Consider the following 23,438-nt stretch of genomic DNA (forward strand, 5'->3'; position numbering starts at 1 on the left):
ATCAAATTTATTTATTATATGCATACCTACTACTTAAATAGGGCATAAATGCATAGCAGCAAAGTAAAAAAACACTCAAAACTTGGTCATTAAATGCCAACGAATTATTTGTTGAACTAAGAAAAAGAAAAATAATCGAAATGAAAATAACATCTCGAGTCCTATAAAAACTCAGTAATGACTTAAATAACTTAAAATAAGCAAAAGTAAAAAGAAAGGTAAATATAAGACCATATCTAATTACGAAAATAATCCAGTAATTCTCAACATGCCCGAAACTCATTATTGAAAGAATATTATTGTATTCATCAGATGACATACCAAAGAGAAAATCCATAATACTGTAATGATCAAATATAGACCAAATTTCAAATCTTGCTAATGCACTTTTGTCAGATGTCACATCAATATTCAATAATCTATCGCCCCAATTTAAAGTTATAAAAAAATAAAAAATAGTCATAATTACCAAAGAAAAAGCAATAATAATTAACGGCTTAATCTGTTTCATGCTCGTCTTTCTACTTGACAAATTCAGCACAAAATAACACACTAAAACTATCGCCCATAAAACTATGGAGCTACGTGTATTAAAACATAACAAAGACAGAAATCCACTCAATAGATATGCATATTTTTTCCAAATAGAAATTTCAGCGTCTATTAAGACGAATGACATTAAAATTGAGGTCATTAATGCGTTATTTAATGGATGATTTTGAAAGGCAGTACTTCTAAAGCTAGTATCTTCTGATACCCAATCTGTAATAATATAACTTCCAGTAAAAGGAAAAAAATTAAAATTCAAAACTCTCTCTAATATGGCCATTGCACTATTACAAATAAGAAAAAATAAAAGCAACGACCTTAGGTTTTTCGTAATGGACCTAGGCATATGTTTTATAATTATAGATATCAATACAGGAAGCAATAATCCATTTGGAATGCTCGACATAGACCCGGTGTTACCCAGTATAACCATGAATAACACCATACAGCATAATACAACTACCACAATCAACTCTTCTCTACTTTTTCGAAGAACATTCTTCTTATTCATAAAAAATATAAGAAGAACCGCAAGGTAAAACTGTGGCAAAAGTAACTGATAAGAAGACACGTTAGATGTTCCCGTCATCCACCCTAAAACATACAAAACATTAGTACCAAAAAAAAGGGTACAAATAATAATACTATAAAACCAATATTTATATTTATAATTAGAAATTACCATACGTATTATTTAACTTAAAAACCATTTTATAGTGTCGATTAAATATCCAAAAAATGTATTATTCTACAAACCGAATTATAGATAGGGATGTTAACTAATTTTTCCAATTATAAATCGAAACTATAAATTTAAATCAATATGTTATAAATTATTTTTCAGAAAATCGACAGACTCATTTCTCCACTTATCCAAAACACTATTAACTTTTACATAATCGATTTCGTCATACAAAAGGTTTTCAGCAAGCTCTCCTTCTTCGTCAATCAATCGGTGTTCTAAATCGAAAAGCTTCAATAAACTATTGAACCTCGATAATCCTCGTTCTTTATTTCCAATAGCAATAAAATTTTTATTAAATATAATTGAAAAAATAATTCCATGAAATGAGTCAGCAATAACAAAATCAGCTTTTAAAAATGAATTTAACCAGCCTTCAACGGGAGGATATAGATAGTTTTCTACTTCCATACAACTTGACTTGCCATACACTTCTTTTGGTTGATTTGAAAACACAGGTAAACCAAGCAATGATGAGGCGTTCTTAATCAATGTGGTCTTATTCGCCGTTTTGTCCAAAATATAAGTAAAAATCCCATTTACCGGCTTTAAATCCCTTCTGGAAGAATCAATAACTTTTATATAATCTTCTTTTTTTAACAATAGAGTTGGGTCTAAAACAACTTGAGCACTAGAATTAAAATATTGCTTGCAAAGATCAACTCCTGAGTACTCTCTTACTGAAATTGCATCAAATTGTTGGATTAAATGTTTGCACTTTTCAGTTTCAATATCTGAAAATTCCCATTTGTCAGTTCCAAACGATGCGGCATAAGAGATCTTTCTTATTTTGGCATTATCTTGCAAAAAATCGAAAAAATAATTATAGATATTTGGGGAATATATGGGTCTCCATGTTTGATCACTACCTACAATTATAGCATCATAATTATTCTTATGAAAATGACTTTTTAAATCTAGTGTATTATCAATATATTCCGACCTATTAATATTACTATGAATAAATTGTATTGTATTTTTATAAACATAGTCAATTTGTCTTTTTGAAAAGAAAGGTTTTCGTTTATTTACAATCCTATCGTATGTAGCATTTTTAAAATAACGTAATGTTTTTAGAATATCTTTTTTGTTTTGCCTATCTATGGTGATCACTTCGTGACCTAAATCTTTTAGAATTTTTTGTAATGCATAAGCCTGAAGAATACCTCCATAATTATGCGCAAGAGGTTGTGTTAAAATTGCGATTTTCATTTTTTTATATTTAATCAATGCTTTTAAGGTAGAGTTTTGAGCTTTTATTTATAAATTATTGATATTCTAATATTTGAAATTTATTTTTAATTTTTAATTAACTTTTTAAGTTAATATTGTAATTATTACCATTTTTTATTACTGAATATTACTCAACAATAATAATAGCATTCCTTGTGAGAACTCGCTATAACCAAATGATTTAGAATAATCATTAATGCCATGAGTATCTCCAGACGTAAATTTAATTAAACCTTCTTTAGATATATATATTCCAAGTTTCTTCAAAACATCAGCCTTTTTATAAATATTTTTATTTGTCAAACTAATGCTGTACATAAACATTGCTGTTGGTGACGCATCAAAATTATTTGAACTACCCGGAAATTGAGTCCAAAAACCTTCTTTTGTTTTCAAGGAATCCAAACTACTTAATAGGCCTGTTAACTCTTTCTTATATTCACCCGTGATTGTAGAGTATTTTGACAAAGCTAACAAATACCACCCAATCCCCCTACCCCAGTTAGTAGGACCTATTTTTATTTTGGATTTCAACACTATACCATGAGTTGGTAAAAATGTTTCTTTGTCAACACCATATTTAATATAAAAATCCAATTGTTTTTTTGCTATGCTTACCGACTTACCATCATGTTTAATTTTATCATATTCCATTAAAAAAGGAACGACCATTCCCAATACATCATCAAGTTGAAAATCTAATTCTTTTCGATACATTATAATACCATTTTTATCGGACATTGATAATAATTTTTTATAAACCAAATTCGAAAAATTTAAATATTTATCTTCTTTATAAAATTTGTATAAATTTAGCGCTGCCGATCCAAAAGGGACTTGATCAACTTTATCAAAATCAAATATTGGATTACCTTGATTGTCAATTAATTTATCGAATATAATTTTAAATTCGTTTAATGATTTTCGATTACCTTTCTCAATAAAATATTCAGACAATCCATAATATAAAAAGGCCTTTGGGTAATTATATGTTTTCCAATCACCCGAATGATAATCACCTCGTCTCAAATTAAATATCGTCTCTGTAAAACCTTTATGTTCAGCACCCATAACTAAAATATTAGATTTAGCAATTTCAAGGGATTTACTTGCAATTTGTTCCTCAGGATTACTAACACCAAGAATTGTGTTATTATCTTGAAAATTTTCGAGTTTTGGATATATAAATGGGAAAGTATCAATTATAAAAACCAATAGATTTAAGGCAATAGAAACAATTAGAATAATTAATAATTTCTGTTTTGAAATTGTAAAATTCATTTAATTTTAGTTTTTATAAATGATGTTATTAAGGTTTTTTCACTATTATCTAAACCTATAAAATAAATTGAAATTAAATTTATAATTGTTAAAGTTATTGATTTTACAAAAAAATCTAAATAAGAATTTTGGATTGAAATATTCATAAAATGAAAAGCTAATACTGCAATCGCAGTCACTACAATTATTTTTGATAACACTTTTAATGAGAACGATTTAACATCTAGATTTATCATTTTTTTCAAAAATAATAATCTCCATAATAATGAAATCGCATTTACTGTAATAATTACAATAAAAATTATTGAGGGATTGCTATAACATCTTAAGAGTAAATAAGATATTGGCAAACATAAAAATACAAATGACCCCATTGTTATCTGATACCATTTTATATCACCTGTTAGCTGAGCACCAATCATAAGAGGTCCCGAAATGCATTCTATCAATATACTAATTATACTTAAAGTCACGAAAACAGAAGTGTATTTCGGTGGATTTTTTAACCATAATTCTAAAATAAAATTAATATTAAAAAGAATGGGACAGGCAATAATAAACATTAAAAAGTAAGAAAATTTAGCACTCTGAAAAATCAACTTTAAACATTGTTGTCTATTTCCTGCTGCATACTGTTTAATGATTTGAGGATTTATAGCCATTTGAAAATTAGACACAAAACCTTGCACTGTTGTTTGTACTTGCATACTAATTCCGTAAGCAGCATTTAAAACAGTTCCGAAAAAAAGATTCAATAATATATTTAAACCTTGTCCCCGGGCTACTCCTGCTATATTCCCAAACAAATTCCAACCTGAATAGGACAATAAAACTTTGTAGAAAGATTTGTCATAATAAAATTGGTATTTACTCTCTTCATATTGCCACTTGCAATACTGTTTATGTCCTGTCCTTACAATAAAAGATATCAGAAACAATAAACCAGCATAAAGTATTAATTTATCATAAGAAAACACAACCAAAAGATAAACGATTATTAATTTCAAAAACACCTCTACAATGGCCATATAGGCATAAATATCCATCTTTTCTCTGGCTACAATCAAAGCATCATAGGGAACTTGTATGATTCCCAAAAGAAAAGTAAAAACAGAAAACTGATACACCCAATTAACTGCTACCATCCTATCTAGAGGCAAATTTAATTTATGATTTACAAACCACAACCCTATTGTCTCTGCTAACACTAATACCAAAATAGCTATCGAAATATGAATATTAAGTGTGGCATTAAAGGTTTTTTTTAATTGTTCCAAATCATTTTTTCCTATATCAAAAGCCAAAAATCGTTGGGTTGCCGAAGTCATGGCGCTATTGAAGAAGCTAAACAAAGTGACAATTCCACCTACAATACTATAAACCCCATAATCTTGTACTCCTAATGTATTTAAAACTACTCTCGAAGTATATAAACTTACCCCCATTGTAAAAAACATTCTGATGTAGAGAATGAATGTATTTTTGGCAATTCGTTTGTTATTTCCTGAATTAGTCATTATTTTTTATATCGTTTATGCTGCGTTATACTGAAACTTGATTTAATCTTTAAGGCTTTATTCAAAATAATTCAATGTAGCGTACCCGCCATCTTTTAGGTATTGTTCTTTTCGCATCAATTTCAAGTCTGACTGCATCATATCTTTTACCAAGGCTGGTAAATCATATTTGCATTCCCAGCCTAGTTTTGTTTTCGCTTTGGTTGGATCACCAATCAACAAATCAACTTCGGTCGGTCTAAAATATTTAGGATCAACTGCTAATACTTCTTTTCCAATCTCCAGTTGGAATGCTGGATTGCTACACGATTTAATATAGCCTTTTTCTTCAACCCCTTCTCCTACAAATTCTAACTCAATGCCTACTTCTGCAAAACTCATTCGAACAAAATCTCTCACTGGAGTCGTTTTTCCTGTAGCAATGACCCAATCCTCTGCTTCATCAGCCTGCAAAATCATCCACATCATGCGAACGTAATCTTTGGCATGTCCCCAATCTCTTTTAGCATCTAAGTTTCCTAAATACAATTTATCTTGTAAAGCCAATGCAATTCTAGAAGTCGCTCTTGTAATTTTACGCGTTACGAAAGTTTCCCCACGAATAGGAGATTCATGATTAAACAAAATACCATTACAGGCATACATGCCATACGCTTCTCTATAGTTTACTGTAATCCAAAAAGCGTACATTTTAGCCACAGCATAAGGCGAACGAGGGTAAAATGGTGTTGTTTCTGATTGTGGTACTTCTTGTACTTTACCATACAACTCCGAAGTGGAAGCTTGATAAATACGGGTCTTTTTTTCTAACCCTAATAAACGAACGGCATCAAGGATACGCAAAGTTCCCAATCCATCCGCATTCCCAGTATATTCAGGTGTTTCAAAAGAAACAGCCACATGACTCATTGCAGCTAAATTATAAATTTCATCGGGCTGGATTTCTTTAATCAGACTAATCAAATTAGTACTATCCGTCATGTCACCGTAATGTAAAAAGAAGTTTCGATGATCTACATGTGGATCTTGGTACAAATGGTCAATACGATCCGTATTAAATAAAGACGAACGTCTTTTTAATCCGTGGACGATGTATCCTTTTTTTAATAAAAACTCACTTAGGTAAGCCCCGTCTTGTCCTGTTACCCCAGTAATAAATGCTGTTTTTTGTACTGCACTCATATTCGTTATTCGTTGTTCGTTGTTTCTTGTTCGTTGTTTGTTCGTTGTTTGTTCGAAATACGAGAATCGTTTTTCGCTTTTTCTTCAACGATGGACGGTCAACGATGGCCGAATTTACATCTTCATTTGCTTAAACTGGTCAATGTTCTCTAAAAACCAACTGTAGGTCTTTTGTATTCCTTCCTCTAATTGTACTTGATGTTTCCATCCCAAAGCATGCATTTTGGAAATATCCATTAATTTTCTTGGAGTCCCGTCCGGTTTGCTGCTATCCCAAATAATTTCCCCTTGATGCCCAATAATTTTTTGGATGGTTTCTGACAATTGCTTAATGGTTAAATCCTCACCCGTACCTATGTTATATAAATAATCCGGCAGTTTGTTTTCTAAAGCAAACACAACAGATTGTGCCATATCATCCACAAACAGAAATTCCCTCATAGGTGTCCCGCTTCCCCAAAGGGTAACCGGAGCATTATTATTTATTTTAGCCTCATGAAATTTACGTATCATAGCCGGTAAAACATGTGACGTATTCAAATCAAAATTATCATGAGTACCATAAAGATTTGTAGGCATCAAACTCACATAATCCTTTCCAAATTGCTTTCTGATTGCCTGACAGGTTTTCACTCCAGTAATTTTTGCAATAGCGTACCATTCATTGGTTGGCTCCAAAGTATCTGTTAACAAATACTCTTCTTTTAAAGGTTGTGGTGCCCGTTTTGGATAAATACAAGAACTTCCTAAAAAAATAAATTTCTCCACACCAGATTGCAATGCTGTGTCGATTAGATTATTCTGTATTTGCATGTTTTCCATAATAAATTGATATGGAAAATCATTGTTCGCTAATATCCCGCCCACTTTTGCAGCAGCATCAATAATAACTTCCGGTTTTTCATTGGCCATGAAAGCGGCAACTTCCTGTTGCTTCCTCAGGTCCAACTCCTTACTGGAAACTCCAATCAAGTTAGTATAGCCTTTTTCAGTAAGCATTCGCCAGATGGCGCTTCCCACCATACCATTGTGTCCTGCTATATATATTTTGGTGCCTTTACTCACAATTTTATTAATTCAATAAATCAGAATTGGCTCTTTCTAATGCACTATACACACTTTTCACATCTTGTGAAAACTCTTTTTTCAAAATTAAATTAGCAGTAGGAGTATAAACGAATATGGTATCTTTTACCCCGATGAAAGCAGTATAATTATCGGTTCCAATCACCATATTTCCGTTTTCGTCAACTTTGTGCCCAATAGTCAATAAATAATCGTAAACCGATTCAAAAGAACCCAAATCAGACCAAGCAAATTGAGACGTAACCACTTTAATTTTTTTACTTCGCTCCATTACTGCATAATCAATGCTGATAGAAGGAATATCAAGAGATAAATCTAAATCTAAATTTCCTGCTGTATTATTTTCCCATGCTATTCTTGACTTTTCATATACTTCAGGATGAAAAGATTTTAGCTCTTCCAATAAAACACTGGCTTTAAAACAAAACATCCCACTATTCCACAAAAAATTACCTTTTGCTATAAAAGCAGCTGCAGTAACCTGGTTGGGTTTTTCTCTAAAAGAAACTACATCATCTCCTTTACGCTCGATATACCCGTATCCAATTTCTGGTTTTGTAGGTACTATTCCAAAAGTAACGATAAACCCATTTAATGCTTTCTCAACCGCTTCATTAATTGCTTTTTCATAAGGGACCACATCATCAATAATATGATCTGATGGAGTAACAATTAATATATCATCCGGTTGCGAAGCAAAAGCAGCAAACGCAATAGCAGCAGCCGTATTTCGTGGAGTTGATTCAATTATATCAATATATTGTGTACTTGATTTTTCTAAAACATTTCTACTCAAATGACAGTTATCAATATTACCGACAACCATCACTTTATCAGCAATATTACGGTTCCGATCCACAGTCATTTCAAATAAAGATTTACCGTCAAATATATCCAGGTATTGTTTTGGTTGACTTTTTCGTGATAAAGGCCATAACCTACTACCTACTCCTCCAGTAAGAATGACGTGTGTAATTGATTTTTTGTTTTCCATGTTTTATTTTTTATTCGTTTACCGATGTTCGTTATTCGATGTCCGTTTACCGTTATTCGTTATTCAATGTCCGTTAACCGATGTTCGCTTTTCGATGGACGATGTTCGTTAACCGTTATTCGATGTCCGTTGACCGTTGTTCGATGTCCGTTGACCGATGAACGATTTTCGATGGACGGGAAAACGAAAGACGATGGACGATTTTCGTTGACCGTTATTCGATGTCCGTTGACCGTTGTTCGTTGACCGATGTTCGCTTTTCGATGGACGAGAAAACGAAAGACGATGGACGATTTTCGTTGACCGATGGACGATGTTCGCTTTTCGATGGACGGGAAAACGAAAGACGATGGACGATTTTCGTTGACCGTTATTCGATGTCCGTTGACCGTTGTTCGATGTCCGTTCACCGATGGACGATGTTCACTTTTCGATGGACGGGAAAACGAAAGACGATGGACGATTTTCGTTGACCGATGTTCGCTTTTCGATGGACGAGAAAACGAAAGACGATGGACGATTTTCGTTGACCGATGTTCACTTTTCGATGGACGGGAAAACGAAAGACGATGGACGATTTTCGTTGACCGTTATTCGATGTCCGTTGACCGATGGACGATTTTCGTTGACCGATGTTCGTTAACCGTTGACCGTTATTCGATGTCCGTTAACCGATGTTCGCTTTTCGATGGACGGGAAAACGAAAGACGATGGACGAGAAACCGATGTTCGTTATTCGATGGACGCTTTTCGATGGACGGAAAATGATGATTGCTATACAATTTTTACAATCTACCATCAACAGCTCTTCCCAAAACTCCTTTTACATCATACAAAATACTATTTGAATTTTGTAATCTTGAAAAGTCCAAATTTAAAAAGTCTGTATGCGCAACCCCCAAAACAATGGCATCAAACGTAGTATTGGGCAATGTATTTAAGGTAGTTAGTTTATATTCTTTTTTTACAGCATCAGGATCAGCCAATGAATCATATATTGTCACCGTAATGCCATAATCCGTTAAAGCGGCAATAACATCTACAATCTTTGTATTGCGAACATCAGGGCAGTTTTCCTTGAAAGTGATTCCAAGCATCAAGAGTGTTGCTCCATTTACAGAAATCCCTTTCTTAATCATCAGTTTTACAATTTGAGAAGCTACGTATTCCCCCATACTATCATTTAGGCGCCTTCCGGCTAAAATAATCTCTGGATGATACCCCATTTCCTGCGCTTTTTGAGCTAAATAATAAGGATCTACACCAATACAATGTCCTCCTACCAAACCAGGTTTGAAAGGAAGAAAATTCCATTTGGTTCCGGCCGCTTCTAAAACAGCCTGTGTGTCAATGTTTATTAAGTTGAAAATTTTGGACAACTCATTCACAAAAGCAATATTAATATCACGCTGTGAGTTTTCAATTACTTTGGCTGCCTCGGCTACTTTTATTGTTGGTGCCAAATGAGTACCGGCTGTAATCACAGACTGATACAATTTATTTACTTTTTGAGCAGTTTCTGGTGTAGAACCAGAAGTCACTTTTAATATTTTATCAACGGTATGCTCTTTATCGCCTGGATTAATTCTTTCAGGAGAATAGCCCACAAAGAAATCAACATTGAATTGTAAACCCGAAACGCTTTCCAAAACAGGCACACACTCTTCTTCTGTAACTCCTGGATAAACTGTCGATTCATAAATGACAACATCTCCCTTTTTCAATAATTTCCCTACCGTTTCACTTGATTTGTATAAAGGAGTCAGATCCGGTCTGTTGTTTTTATCAACAGGCGTAGGTACAGTTACGATATAATAACTACAAGTTGCAATATCTTCTGGAATTGTAGAGCAATATAAACCTATACTAGCATTGTTTTTTTGAAGAAGTACTTTTTGCAATACAGCATCGGAAACTTCAAAAGTAGTATCGGTACCAGATTGCAATGAAGCAACTCTGGATGCATTGATGTCAAACCCAACAACCGCATATTTTGTTGCAAATAACCGCGCTAATGGCAACCCAACATACCCAAGACCAATTACCGCTATTTTTATATTTGAGCTCATTTTTAGAAAAAACTAATTCACAAATGTCAATTTCAATGTACCGCTTCGCGCTTCCTACTCACACATTTGAGCAGGAAGCGCGCTGTTATTTCCGTACAAATATAAAAATATAAACCAATATTTTCACTGAATTGTAAGAACTCTATGTTGTGAAATTATTAACTTTTCTTTAAAAAAAACATAACATTCTGTAAACCAATACAAAAGAAATAACTAACAACAGCTCATTTCAGACAAAAAATTGTTTAAAAAAAATAATTCTAAATAATTTTAATGAAGACAAACTGAGTTTTAAATACAATAAAAAAATGCTCAAAATAACATATACTTATATTACTAGAGCATTTTTTTAAACAATTATATTGATTCTTCAGAAACTAATACACCAAATCTATAAATGTATAATACACCGATGCCTTTTTTACAATTTAAATCAATAGTTATAATTATACGAAAAAAATCAAAAATGACGCACTGCTTACTATAAAAATAACTCCATTTGCATTTCTACTTAAATTTCATTTTCAAAACACATCCTAGTGATTCCAATACTAAAATATAGTGGGTATTATTTACCTCTTGAACTATTGCAGTTTGATTTGAAAATGGTCCTGAATCCAGTTCAATCTTATCACCAACTTGAAATGGAACTAACGAAATTTCACAATCAATAGAACTGTCAAGGCCTTTTTTAATAATATTGATTTCTTCATCCCTCACAATTGCCGGTTTTCCTAACCAAAATAAATATCGTACGGCTCCAGATGACTGAAATACTAAATTCCTGGAAGCTTCTGGCAATTGAACGAAAACATAAGAATTAAAAAGTGGCACTTCAACCTTCTTTTTTCTATCAGACCATTGACGGACTTGTGTAATCAAGGGGCAATAACATTCGATTCCAATATTCCTCAATTGTTCCGCTACTTTTTTCTCCCATTTAGGTTTTGTATACACTACATACCAATTCATCTTAGGTTTTGTTTTTAAAATAAAAATACGAATCTTTATTTATTTATTATGCGCTACTCCTTTATCAACTCTGATTACCAATTTTTAATGGTTATAACTAAACCTACCAAGCAAGAATTGAATACGTTTAGCCCCTTGAGGCAATTATCAAAAACGTCAGTTCGAGTTTTTTTGTGTTGTAAAACGGAACAAAGCTTAGCGCTACTAGTGACGTGTATCGAGAACCGTTTTTAACACTGATTTTTCTAATTCTCGATACAAATTTTCTTAAAAGACTGTTTGCATTTTCAAAAAATTAACCCGAACAACTAAATCGCTATAACTTGATTTTATATTGCTTTTTTAGAATAAAAAACAGGCCTCGAACTGATGAAAATTATCATCAAAAACTAATTACACCCAACGGGTTATCTTTAGTATTTTAGAGAACAACTATTAAACTGTGTAATCGCAATCCATACTTTACATAAAATTAGACTAAGACCCAATTGACTGATAAACAAAACCAATCGCTTCCAGAGTTGGACCATCCAGTATATTTCTTCCATCAAATACAAATGCTGGTTTTTGCATGGAGTCATAAATTTTTTGCCAGTCATACTGTACAAATTCATTCCATTCAGTAAGTATAGCTATTGCGTGGGCACCGGCGCAAGCTTCATAAGGGCTCTCAAAAGAAAGTATACTAGTTTCATTCTTTGAAGCAGCTCTAGTATCTAAATAATCTAAATCAGCGAGAACTTTTTTTCTGGAAACTTTTGGATCATAAACTGCAATTTTGGCATTTTCATTAATCAAATCATCTGCAACATAAATAGCTGCTGATTCTCTAGTATCATTAGTGTCTTTTTTGAAAGCCCAACCCAGAAAAGTTATTTTTTTATCAGAAACCGTATTATAAAGTGTTTGAACAATATTATTAGAGAAACGTCTTTTTTGATGATCATTCAATATAATTACTTGTTCCCAATAATCAGCGACTTCATTCAATCCGTAGGATTTTGCAATATAAACCAAGTTTAATATGTCTTTTTGAAAACAAGACCCTCCAAAACCAACGGAAGCTTTCAAGAATTTTGACCCTATTCTGCTATCCATTCCGATAGCTCTGGCAACTTCATTCACATCAGCACCCGTTTTTTCACAAAGTTCTGACATGGCATTAATTGAAGAAATCCGTTGTGCTAAAAAGGCATTAGCAGTCAGTTTTGATAATTCTGATGACCATACATTAGTAGTTACTATTTTATCTGCAGCAACCCAATTCGAATAAACGTCAACAAGTGCTTGTATCGCTTTTTGACCATCATCAGAAGGATCTCCACCGATTAATATTCTATCTGGATTCAATAAATCCTGAACTGCAGTTCCTTCAGCCAAAAACTCAGGATTTGAAAGAATTTGAAACTGAACACCATTTCCGGTATTATCCAAGATACTTTTAATTGCCTCGGCTGTTCTTACCGGAAGAGTCGATTTTTCAACAACTATTTTATTATCTTTTGATATTCTGGCTATTTGTCTCGCACATAATTCAATATATTTCAAATCAGCTGCCATTCCTTTCCCTTTTCCATAAGTTTTAGTAGGCGTATTTACGGATATGAAGATAATTTGAGCCTCGTCAATCGCTTTTTCTACATCAGTAGAAAAAAACAAGTTTCTCCCTCTTGCCACAGCAACAACTTCAGAAAGTCCTGGTTCATAAATTGGAATATTATCCACATTTTCATCATTCCATGCAGCAATTCTTTCTTCGTTTAAGTCAACAACCGTTACTTGTATGTGTGGGCATTTTTGAGCAATTACTGCCATAGTAGGGCCTCCAACATATCCAGCTCCAATGCAACAAATTTTTGTAATTTTCATTTTATATTTTTTTTAATTTATAATATATTTAATTGACTACATTTTTCTAAAAATATTTATTTAAGATTCTCCCAATACCAACTTACAGCTTGTTTCAATCCTTCTTGCATAGAATATTGTGGATTATACCCTAATAATGCTTTGGCCTTATCAATGCTTGCTAAAGAATGTGGAATATCTCCAACTCTATTAGGCCCATATTCTACTGTAACATTAGCAATTCTTTTATCATATACCGATAAAAATTCCTTTAAATAATCAATTAAATTATTCAATGTATTTCTATCCCCATAAGCAGTATTATAAACGGTATTTACAGCATCTGGATTTTTTGTAAGCATGGCCAACTCATTCATTTGAATCACATTATCAATATAAGTGAAATCCCGAGAAAAGTTCCCATCACCATTTATTTTTGGACTTTCCAATTGCATAAGTTGCATTACAAATTTTGGAATAACAGCAGCATAAGATCCATTAGGATCTTGTTTCCTTCCAAAAACATTAAAATAACGCAATCCTATTGTTTCCAAACCATAGGTTCTGCTGAATATTTCAGCATACAGCTCGTTAACATACTTTGTTATTGCATAAGGCGAAAGTGGTTTTCCAATCACCTCTTCTACCTTTGGCAACCCCATAGAATCCCCATAAGTAGAAGAACTTGCGGCGTAAATAAATCGTTTTACCTTGGCATCACGAGAAGCGACAAGCATGTTCAAAAAACCCGAAACATTTACTTCATTCGTAGTAATTGGATCAATTATAGAACGCGGTACAGAACCCAAAGCAGCCTGATGCAAAACATAATCGACACCTTTTACTGCATTATGACAATCAGTTGCATTACGAATATCACCTTCTATTAAACGAAAGTTAACATTATTGATGAAGTCCTTTAAATTATGTCTGTATCCAGTCGAAAAATTATCAAAACAAATAACTCTATGCCCTTTAGATAAAAAATATTCACAAAGATTAGACCCTATAAACCCAGCTCCACCAGTTATTAAAAGTGTACTTTTTGTCTCTTCTTTCATCTTTTCTTAATTTTTAAAAATACGTTCTTAAGTCGTTTTTTTACGAAATTTATCTACTACTTTTTTAAATATAGATTTTGGTTTATCCTCTTCATGATATCCATTTGAATACGTTCCATAGCCGTAACCATAGCCATAACCGTAACCATATCCTGCACCGTATTTAGCTTTATTCTCAAAACCATTTAAAATAATACTGGTATTGTTTAACTCACCACGCTTTACTCTGTTGTTTAACAATGTTATCATTTCCTTTTTAGTAAAATTTTGCCTTACTATATATAAGGTAACATCACAATATTGAGCTAATTCCAACGCATCCGACACCAAACCAACTGGAGGGGTATCTAATATAATATAGTCGTATTTTTTCTTTAACTCTTCGATTAATTCTTTCATACCTTCACTCATAATCATTTCAGAAGGATTAGGAGGAACCGGCCCCGAAAGAACAACATCCAGATTGGGAATATGGGTATGATTTATGATTTCATCAACTGTTTTTTGCTTAATTAGATAATTTACAATCCCAACTTCATTAGATAAATTAAATTCAGTTGCTAATTTCGGTTTTCTTAAATCAAGACCAATAACTACCGTTTTTTTCTCGCTAAGAGCAAATACTGTAGCAATATTTATTGAACAAAATGTTTTCCCCTCACCACTTACCGATGATGTTATCATGAGTGTCTTTGCTCCGTCTACATTTTGTTGTTTATACAAAAATTGAAGTGACGAACGAATAGCTCTAAAAGATTCAGATAAAGCTGATTTAGGCTTTTCATTTACTGCTAAATTAGTATTTTCTTTATTTACCCCAATAACCCCTATTAAAGGAATTAACGTTGACTTGCTTATATCCTCTGTGTTTTGAATTGAATTATTGACAAAGAAAACAGCAAAGACAAAAAGTAACGGAAACAATATTCCCAGAAATAATGCTAATACATAATTAACGGATGTTTTGGGTCCAACAAGACCTCCTCCAACATCTTTTGCAGGGTCAATAAAATGGATATCTGATAAATTTGCAGCTTTCACAATATCAGCTTCACTTCTTTTTTGAAGAAACGTGCTGTAAATATTATCACTTAAATCGTATTTTCGTTTAATCTTGATAAGCTCTTGTTGATCTTCAGGAAGCTTTTTTATCGTACCTTCCGTTTCATTAATTTTACTACTTACTATGGCTAAATCATACTGTAAAGAGGATTTAGCTGTAGCAATATTTTCTAATAAAACATTTTTAACCGCCTCCATTTGATTATCAAAATCCTTGAATATTTTATCGCTTTTCACTGCATATGCCATTTCAGATCTTTGTCCAGACAATGCAATCAATTTCGAAACATTAGCAACGATATTTGGATCTTCAATCCCTGCTACTGAAGGCGCCGGAAGTTTCGAATAATCTACGCTATTTTTCAAGTATGACTTTAACGAATTATAATACGCTATTTTACGCGTTACTTCATCTTTTGTAACATCAAATTCAAGAATTTTTTCTGAAAACTTGGCGCCTCCATCTTCTACATCAAATATATTTTTATCTTTTCTAAAAGATTTCAACTCATTTCCAGTTTCCTTTAGTTGAGATTCCATGGCAATCAATGTACTATCAATAAAAGCTATTGTATTTGTCGCAAACTGATTCTTGCTATCTAATTGCCTTTTTATAAGCATATTGACAGTTGCATTCAAATACTCGACCATTCTCGCTTTATTGGTTCCTTGCATACCCAAAGTAATTATAGACCCCCCTTTATCATCTGATTTAACGCTTACACCTCTATAAGAAGCTACTGTTCCATTAAAATCATTAAATTGTACAAAATATTCTTTCCCTTTATAAAAACCAGGATTATCATTTATTTGTAATTTCCAATTCAAAAAAGGTAATGACACTTGTTGTCCTACCTTATACTTTTTCACAAAATCACCAGTCGCAACAGCAGTATTACTATATGAATTATTGGAATAGGTTATTAATGAAACGTTTTGACTTTCAAATGGGATTCTGATTTCATATACATTTTCACTCAAAAATTTAATTCCAATAAGATTTCCCGCTAATTGCCCTTTTGATTTATCAATATTTACATAGAAAGGAACGGAACCATAGGCATCTTCAAGATTATATTTACCTTTAATTAAATAACTAATATAATACTGTAGTTTGTCCACAACTAACTCATTATGCGATCTGGACTGTAATGTGGTTGAAATGGTTTGAACCTGATCTGAAGTTCCACCCCAGTTAAAAACTAAACTCGTATTAGATGTAAACAGAGGATTACTCTCTTCTTTTACAGAAATAAGTGTTTCCATTCCGTAAATTTTTTCTTTACGAATATTAACTTGGTAAGCAACCGTAAAAGTGATTAGTAAACTCAGTAAAAACCACTTCCAATAACTTCCGATTTTTATTAAGAATCCCTTGAAGTCAAAACTAACTTGATTTTCAAAAATCGAAAAATCTTTTATATCTAACATTATTTGAACGTTGTTTTATTTTTTTAATAGTAAAAAGGTAGTTGTGGCAAGTGATAACAATGTTATAATTGTGCCTAACGATTCTATCCCTGTTTTTCCAGTTCCCCAAGTTTTCTGTTTGAGTGGTTTTATATAAATATAATCATTGGGTTGCAAGTAATAATATGGCGATTTCATCACATTTATATCAGTAAGATCTAAATCCTGCATCTGAACACCAGTAGGTGTTTTTCTCATTATAGTAACGGCCTTTCTATTTCCGGTAATAGTAATATCACCAGAATTAGCAATAGCTTCCAAAATAGTTACATTATCTTGAAATAATGTTTTTGTACCTGGCCCACCGATTTCTCCATTGATAGTATAACGCAAACCTGCTAATCTAACTGTCACAAAAATATTCGCTTGTTTATTAAAATATTCCGCTAACAGTTGTTTTTCAATTCTGACTCTAATTTCATCCAATGTATAACCTATGACATTTAATTCCCCTAAAATAGGAATTCTTATATTACCATGATCATCAACGGTAAAACCATCAAAGTACAACCCTGCTTCTGATTTAGCTCCAACACTGCCCTCAGTTGTTGGACTAAAAATAGCCACTAATTTTGGATCAATTGCTTTTATGGTAACACTCAAAACATCATTAGTTTGTAACCTATATGGTTTTGACTCCACAACGGCAATTGAAGTGTCTTCTTGTGAGTTATTCTTTTTTTGAAGGTAGATTAAATCTCGAGTTGAAATACAGGAAGAAAACAACACACTAATAATTAGTAATAAATAGAGACCGGATTTGCTCATTTTCAATATTTTTAGCGACAAATATAGCTTTTCATTTACAATTTAAAAAGCATGATTATTTATTAAATGATTAATTATTTTTAAAAGACTTTTCAAAAGGCACTCTATGCAATATACTTCTCCCTAAAGTAACTTCATCTGCATACTCTAATTCATCACCAACTGAAATTCCTCTTGCGATTGTTGAAATAACTATTTCACAATCGGCAATTTGCTTGTAAATATAAAAGTTAGTGGTATCACCCTCCATTGTGGAGCTTAAAGCAAAAATGATTTCGTTTACACTTCCTGATTTCACCTTCTCGACTAACGTAATAATATTCAACTGACTAGGCCCTACTCCATCAATAGGAGAAATTTTACCTCCAAGAACGTGATAAATACCTCTAAATTGCCCTGTATTCTCAATAGCCATTACATCACGAATATCTTCTACGATGCAAATAATTTGATGATTTCTACTTTTATTTGAACAAATTTCACACAATACACTATCGGATATATTATTACAGCTGTTACAATACTTAATATCCTCACGCATAGCAACCAAAGCTTGGGACAAAAAACTAGTTTGCTCTTTGGGCTGTTTCAATAAATGCAGTACTAATCTTAATGCTGTTCGTTTACCTATTCCCGGTAACTGAGACATTTCGTTAACTGCTTTTTCTATAAGTTTTGAAGAAAATTCCATAAATGCAAATGTAGTAATTTGTTTAATTCTTTAATAGGTTAAAAAGTTAAACGAATAAAACAGTTAATCAATTATTCCGTTCAAACAATCAAACAAAAAATCGTATTTTAGTCACTTTAATTTCAACAAATGACGCCCAGCACCATTCTACTATTGATAATCGTTTATTTTGGTATTTTATTTTATATCTCACATACTGTAAGCAAAAAAGACAGCGGAAACGACGCTTTTTTTAAAGCCAATAAAAATTCAAAATGGTATTTAGTTGCCTTTGGAATGATAGGAACCGCTCTTTCAGGAGTGACTTTTATTTCAGTTCCAGGAGAAGTAGGCGCTCCAAGCGGAGAGCAATTCAAGTATTTTCAGTTTGTATTGGGTAATGCTATTGGTTTTATAATTATTGCCAAAGTACTCTTGCCTTTGTATTATCGAATGAATTTGACTTCAATTTATGGCTATATTGAACACCGGCTAGGAATTTATTCTTACAAAACCGCAGCAACAATTTTTCTGATAAGCCGAACAATCGGTTCTTCTTTTCGATTGTATTTGGTTGTAATTGTCTTACAACGGTATGTTTTTGATTTTTATGAAATTCCTTTTGCTGTTACCGTTTTGATTTCGCTGGCACTGATATTTGCCTATACATATCGTGGTGGTTTAAAAACGATAATTATAACTGACACTTTACAAACTTTCTTCTTAGTTTCTTCTGTTTTCTTAACCATTTTCTTTATTTGCAGAAGCTTAAACCTCAATATTTTTCAAGCCTTTGAAGAAGTGAAAAACAGTAATTATTCTAAAGTATTTTTCTTTGAGGATTTTGTATCGAATAAATTTCATTTTGCGAAACAAATTCTGGGTGGAATTTTTGTAACCATTGCTATGGTAGGTTTAGATCAGGATTTAATGCAGAAAAACTTAAGTTGCAAGAATATTGGTGAGGCCCAAAAAAACATGTTTACCTTTACTGGAATATTTGTAGCTATCAATATCTTTTTCCTTAGCGTAGGCGCTTTACTTTATATTTATGCCAATAAAAATGGAATTGAAGTACCATCGGATTTAGTCACTGGAAAACCCAGAACCGATTTACTTTTTCCTGAAATTGCTTTTCACCATTTGGCTTTAATTCCATCCGTTGTTTTCCTGTTGGGATTGACAGCTGCAACCTTTGCCACAACCGATTCAGCCTTAACAGCCCTTACCACTTCATTTTGTGTCGATTTTCTAAGAATGGATAAAGCAGAAAATTTAAATAAACCAAATATAGTCCGAACCAGGCATTTTGTTCATATTGCCTTTTCATTTTTGATGTTTCTGGTCATTATTTTCTTCAATGCTATCAATGACAGTTCTGTAGTAGGAATGATTTTCAGGGCAGCTTCCTATACGTACGGCCCACTTTTAGGATTGTATTGTTTTGGATTGTTTATAAAGTCAAAGACTGTTAAAGATAAATTTGTTCCAATAATTTGTTTCTTATCTCCTGCAGTAACTTTTCTTATTAGCGAAAATTCGAAAATGTTGTTTTTTGGATATGTTTTTGACAATGAACTAATTATAATAAACGGACTAATCACTTTTACAGGATTGTTATTGATCAGCAAGAATGCTACTTCCGAAACACAATTTTAGTTTAAGCTCGTATGGTAGCAGCATCCTTTTCTTATTCCGTTTTTTTTTAACGGGACTGAAAAGATATAGCGAACAGCTGGACACGAGCCAAGCGAACTGACCTAGTAAATAGTTCCCAAAAACTAATATTGATTTGTTGACAATAAAACTAAAGTACAGGCTACTTCAACTTTTATATCATTTAATTTTAATAATTGATAGAATTCCGGATTCTCAGTACCTGGGTTAAAAATAACACGTTTGGGTTGCGCCTCAACAATATAATTGTAATAATCGCGCTGACGCAAAGGATTTAGATAAAGAGTGACCGTATCGACATTTTTCAAAGGAATAGCCTTAGTTTGGATTTTTATCCCAGCTACTTCTCCAGCATTTTGTCCAATCGCAAGAACAGAATGCCCTTTTTCGACCAATTTTTCAATTGCCATAAAAGCATATCTAGCCGGTTTTGTTGACGCTCCAAGAACCAACGTTTTTTTATTTTTTATCATTTTCTGTAATTATCTTTTGCAAAAGTAATCAAAAAAGGTTCATGAGTTTAGCAATTATACGGTTTAGTTGCAAAAGTAATCAAAACAATATCCTAACATTTGTAGCTTTCATAGCGTAAAAAAAAGAGTATTTTTACAGCATTAAATTAGAAAAACATGGATCTTTTCATCTATCTCTTTGCTGCACTTTTTTCGGTATTAAACCCTATAGGAACTGTCCCCATATTTGTGGGGCTCACACAAAATGACACCAAACAAGAACGTTCCAGAATTTCTTTATGGACGGCAATAAATGTTTTTGCCATCCTGATAATTTCTTATTTTATAGGACAATATGTTTTGATTTTTTTTGGAATTAGCATTGACGCTCTCCGAATAGCTGGGGGAATAATTATTGTTAGCTCTGGATTTTCGTTGCTTTCAGGGAAATTTAATAAAAAAAGAGGGATTAACAAAAAAATAGAAACCGATGCTCAAAAAAGAAATGATATTGCCTTGACTCCACTTGCTATTCCTATGCTTGCAGGACCTGGATCAATTTCTTTACTTATAGCATTTTATCAAGAACACAACTCAACAAGCGATATTATTATATCCTCGTTAGCCATTCTTGCCATAGCCATTGCTATTTTTATTATTCTTAGAAGTGCTCATTATTTAGCAAAAATTCTCGGAGCTTCAGGGATTGTTGCTATTTCTAGAATCATTGGTTTTATTGTAATTGCAATTGGAATTCAATATATTGTAAGTGCAATTATCAACATCATTAAAGGAAATCTAACGTAAAAACAAACAATACAAACCAACTCTAACAAGGCTCTTAATCCCATCAGAGTTAGTTTAAAATTAATTTCTAGGCAAGAAAATCTCCGCCATCATACACCTGGCACTTCCACCGCCACAAGCTTCAATAGTATCTAAACTAGAGCTTAAAATTTCAGCATGTTTTTCAAGTTGTCCAATTTGCTTTGGCGTTAAACTTTGATGAGCAGCTGCACTCATAACCAAATATCGTTTATCATTTGCCCCACGAACTTCGAGCATATTTCCTGCAAAATTATTCATTTGAGCTTCTGTAATCAGAATAATTTCTTTTCCGTTTTCTTTTAGGTTATCCAAAACCATTTTGCGCTCTTTTTTGTCATCAATACAATCCGAACAAATCACGGCAAAAGTTTCTCCAACACACATCATTACATTCGTATGATAAATCAGTTTTCGCTCTGAATTCACCGTTTGAAAAGCTTCAAAAATTACCGGCGCATAATCAAAATCTTCACAGAATTCGATAAATAATTCTTCATCAGCTCTGGGAGATAAAGCGCAATATGCTTTGCTATTAGCTCTATCCAAGACTAAACTCCCGGTTCCTTCTAAGAAAAAGCCATCTTCCTCAGCAGAAGTATAATCCATTATATCATTAACTACAAACCCCTCATTTTCTAGTATATCTAAAATATCTTCACGACGTTCCTGGCGACGATTTTCAGCAAACATTGGATACAACACCACATCGCCATTCTCATGAAAGGAAATCCAATTATTTGGAAAAATACTATCCGGAGTATCTGGATTCAAAGTATCATCAACAACTGTAACATCAACCCCTACAGCTCTTAATTTCGTCACAAAAGCATCAAATTCTTGCTCCGCTTTAGCATTTACCGTAGCTGGCAAAAGCCCATCTAATACTTTTTGGTAATAATTATTTACTGCTGTTTGTTCATTCATTCGGAATGCAACCGGACGAATCATTAATATGGAATTTGTTGTTTGTTTCATATATTTTTAGTTTAAAGTTTAATAGCTTAAAGTTTAATGTTGGGCAACGTTAAACTTTAAACATTAAACAAATATTTAATCTCTAATTAAAGGTAATGTAGAACATCGTAATAATCCTTCTTGCTTTGCAATTTCCGCATATGGGATCTCTTCAACTATAAAACCATTGGTGCGCAACCAATTATTTAATCTGGTAAAGTTTTTTTCAGAAACTACAACATTAGTATCTATTGAAAAAACATTCGAATTCATAGCATACATTTCGTCTCTCGTAATGTGAAATAGGTTTTCCTTTCCAAAAAGATTTACAAGAAACAAATAATCTGCTTCTTCACGAAATCCTCTTTTGTAAATAATCCCTTTATCATTCCCAACAGGCTGAAAACAACAGTCTAAATGCAAAGCATTATCACGAGCTTCAATTTTTGACTTTACCAAATCGAATTCTTTAACAATTTTATTTGGAAATAAATCTTTAATGTATTGAACTCCTTGTAAGTTTGTTCTTGCGGTAATATAATCTTTGTAGTCACTGCCTTTATAAGTTCCAATAAAAATATAGTCATTCCACAAAATCACATCTCCACCTTCAATATGCACTTCTTCTGGAGGACGAACGACTTTTTTTGGATCAATTTGATCAATAACATATTGTATCGCATCTAACTCTCGCTCTCTATCCGGCAATATATTAGATTTAATAAAAATATCATCTATAACAAAACCTATGTCTCTGGTAAAAATTTGATTATAATTGACTATCATTTCTGGACGAAAAACAGTCACATTGTATTTTTCGAGCACTTTATTAAAGGCGTCCATTTCATTTACCATATCCTGCTCTAGTGGATACGTACCTGCTAAAATATGTTCTAATGACTTCGGATCATATGCTTCCTCCTGTTTTGGAGTGGGGCCATTATTAATCGCTGAACCTAAAACTACAGCGGTCAATCTTGAAGTTTCATTCTTTATATTTAATTCTAACATCTATTTTCAATT

The 23,438-nt window shown here is 32.6% G+C and carries 21 protein-coding genes; 4 read left to right on the forward strand and 17 right to left on the reverse strand.

From position 1 onward, the window contains the following. Nucleotides 1–7 precede the first annotated feature (7 nt). The 7 genes from T410_RS01485 to T410_RS01515 all read right to left on the reverse strand — a co-directional run bounded on the left by T410_RS01485 (nucleotide 8) and on the right by T410_RS01515 (nucleotide 8,584). Nucleotides 8–1,234, reverse strand: coding sequence for a VpsF family polysaccharide biosynthesis protein (locus T410_RS01485; protein ID WP_035668042.1), 1,227 nt, complete (start codon nucleotides 1,232–1,234; stop codon nucleotides 8–10). Between the two features lie 141 nt (nucleotides 1,235–1,375). Next, on the reverse strand, nucleotides 1,376–2,503 hold the full coding sequence (locus T410_RS01490; RefSeq protein ID WP_035673937.1) for a polysaccharide pyruvyl transferase family protein: 1,128 nt from the start codon (nucleotides 2,501–2,503) through the stop codon (nucleotides 1,376–1,378). Between the two features lie 138 nt (nucleotides 2,504–2,641). Beyond that, on the reverse strand, nucleotides 2,642–3,805 hold the full coding sequence (locus tag T410_RS01495) for a glycoside hydrolase family 88 protein (protein ID WP_035668044.1): 1,164 nt from the start codon (nucleotides 3,803–3,805) through the stop codon (nucleotides 2,642–2,644). After that, the gene (locus tag T410_RS01500; protein ID WP_035668046.1) at nucleotides 3,802–5,322 is read right to left on the reverse strand and encodes a lipopolysaccharide biosynthesis protein; all 1,521 of its coding nucleotides are present in this window, start codon (nucleotides 5,320–5,322) and stop codon (nucleotides 3,802–3,804) included. Before T410_RS01500 ends, T410_RS01495 begins: the two co-directional genes overlap by 4 nt. Nucleotides 5,323–5,379: 57 nt before the next feature. Then, a complete protein-coding gene (gmd, locus tag T410_RS01505; protein ID WP_035668048.1) occupies nucleotides 5,380–6,504 on the reverse strand; it encodes a GDP-mannose 4,6-dehydratase in 1,125 nt (374 codons plus the stop codon). A 114-nt stretch (nucleotides 6,505–6,618) separates the two neighbouring features. Next, nucleotides 6,619–7,569, reverse strand: a complete 951-nt coding sequence (locus tag T410_RS01510; protein ID WP_035668051.1) for a GDP-L-fucose synthase — start codon at nucleotides 7,567–7,569, stop codon at nucleotides 6,619–6,621. A 7-nt stretch (nucleotides 7,570–7,576) separates the two neighbouring features. Then, nucleotides 7,577–8,584, reverse strand: a complete 1,008-nt coding sequence (locus tag T410_RS01515; RefSeq protein WP_035668053.1) for a mannose-1-phosphate guanylyltransferase — start codon at nucleotides 8,582–8,584, stop codon at nucleotides 7,577–7,579. Between the two features lie 24 nt (nucleotides 8,585–8,608). Between T410_RS01515 and T410_RS16860 the strand changes: the two genes are divergently transcribed. Beyond that, on the forward strand, nucleotides 8,609–8,830 hold the full coding sequence (locus T410_RS16860; RefSeq protein ID WP_152556921.1) for a hypothetical protein: 222 nt from the start codon (nucleotides 8,609–8,611) through the stop codon (nucleotides 8,828–8,830). A 166-nt stretch (nucleotides 8,831–8,996) separates the two neighbouring features. Next, nucleotides 8,997–9,227: a hypothetical protein gene (locus tag T410_RS01520; RefSeq protein WP_152556922.1), complete on the forward strand. Its 231-nt coding sequence runs from the start codon at nucleotides 8,997–8,999 to the stop codon at nucleotides 9,225–9,227. A 142-nt stretch (nucleotides 9,228–9,369) separates the two neighbouring features. Here T410_RS01520 and T410_RS01525 read toward each other — a convergent pair whose 3' ends face one another. The 7 genes from T410_RS01525 to recR all read right to left on the reverse strand — a co-directional run bounded on the left by T410_RS01525 (nucleotide 9,370) and on the right by recR (nucleotide 18,525). After that, nucleotides 9,370–10,653: a nucleotide sugar dehydrogenase gene (locus T410_RS01525; protein WP_035668057.1), complete on the reverse strand. Its 1,284-nt coding sequence runs from the start codon at nucleotides 10,651–10,653 to the stop codon at nucleotides 9,370–9,372. A gap of 507 nt (nucleotides 10,654–11,160) precedes the next feature. Further along, nucleotides 11,161–11,625 carry a UpxY family transcription antiterminator gene (locus tag T410_RS01530; RefSeq protein ID WP_035668059.1) on the reverse strand — a complete coding sequence of 155 codons (465 nt, stop codon included), beginning with the start codon at nucleotides 11,623–11,625 and terminating at the stop codon, nucleotides 11,161–11,163. 477 nt (nucleotides 11,626–12,102) lie between these two features. Continuing rightward, complete coding sequence (locus T410_RS01535; RefSeq protein WP_035668061.1) at nucleotides 12,103–13,494, reverse strand: nucleotide sugar dehydrogenase; 1,392 nt, start codon at nucleotides 13,492–13,494, stop codon at nucleotides 12,103–12,105. 56 nt (nucleotides 13,495–13,550) lie between these two features. After that, a complete protein-coding gene (locus tag T410_RS01540) occupies nucleotides 13,551–14,534 on the reverse strand; it encodes an SDR family oxidoreductase (RefSeq protein WP_035668063.1) in 984 nt (327 codons plus the stop codon). A gap of 27 nt (nucleotides 14,535–14,561) precedes the next feature. Further along, nucleotides 14,562–17,027, reverse strand: coding sequence for a polysaccharide biosynthesis tyrosine autokinase (locus tag T410_RS01545; RefSeq protein ID WP_035668065.1), 2,466 nt, complete (start codon nucleotides 17,025–17,027; stop codon nucleotides 14,562–14,564). A gap of 15 nt (nucleotides 17,028–17,042) precedes the next feature. Continuing rightward, the gene (locus T410_RS01550) at nucleotides 17,043–17,834 is read right to left on the reverse strand and encodes a polysaccharide biosynthesis/export family protein (protein WP_035668067.1); all 792 of its coding nucleotides are present in this window, start codon (nucleotides 17,832–17,834) and stop codon (nucleotides 17,043–17,045) included. A gap of 70 nt (nucleotides 17,835–17,904) precedes the next feature. Then, nucleotides 17,905–18,525, reverse strand: a complete 621-nt coding sequence (gene recR / locus T410_RS01555; protein WP_035668070.1) for a recombination mediator RecR — start codon at nucleotides 18,523–18,525, stop codon at nucleotides 17,905–17,907. 129 nt (nucleotides 18,526–18,654) lie between these two features. Between recR and T410_RS01560 the strand changes: the two genes are divergently transcribed. Beyond that, on the forward strand, nucleotides 18,655–20,163 hold the full coding sequence (locus T410_RS01560) for a sodium:solute symporter (protein WP_035668071.1): 1,509 nt from the start codon (nucleotides 18,655–18,657) through the stop codon (nucleotides 20,161–20,163). Between the two features lie 122 nt (nucleotides 20,164–20,285). Here T410_RS01560 and T410_RS01565 read toward each other — a convergent pair whose 3' ends face one another. After that, complete coding sequence (locus tag T410_RS01565) at nucleotides 20,286–20,651, reverse strand: CoA-binding protein (protein ID WP_035673939.1); 366 nt, start codon at nucleotides 20,649–20,651, stop codon at nucleotides 20,286–20,288. A 159-nt stretch (nucleotides 20,652–20,810) separates the two neighbouring features. Here T410_RS01565 and T410_RS01570 point away from each other — a divergent pair, with 159 nt between their 5' ends. Further along, a complete protein-coding gene (locus T410_RS01570) occupies nucleotides 20,811–21,440 on the forward strand; it encodes a MarC family NAAT transporter (protein ID WP_035668073.1) in 630 nt (209 codons plus the stop codon). A 60-nt stretch (nucleotides 21,441–21,500) separates the two neighbouring features. Here T410_RS01570 and ctlX read toward each other — a convergent pair whose 3' ends face one another. After that, nucleotides 21,501–22,436, reverse strand: a complete 936-nt coding sequence (gene ctlX / locus T410_RS01575) for a citrulline utilization hydrolase CtlX (protein WP_035668075.1) — start codon at nucleotides 22,434–22,436, stop codon at nucleotides 21,501–21,503. Nucleotides 22,437–22,511: 75 nt separating this feature from the next. Then, nucleotides 22,512–23,426, reverse strand: a complete 915-nt coding sequence (locus T410_RS01580) for a dimethylarginine dimethylaminohydrolase family protein (protein ID WP_035668077.1) — start codon at nucleotides 23,424–23,426, stop codon at nucleotides 22,512–22,514. Between the last annotated feature and the right edge of the window lie 12 nt (nucleotides 23,427–23,438).

This window comes from Flavobacterium sp. 83 (genome assembly GCF_000744835.1).
Lineage (GTDB): Bacteria > Bacteroidota > Bacteroidia > Flavobacteriales > Flavobacteriaceae > Flavobacterium.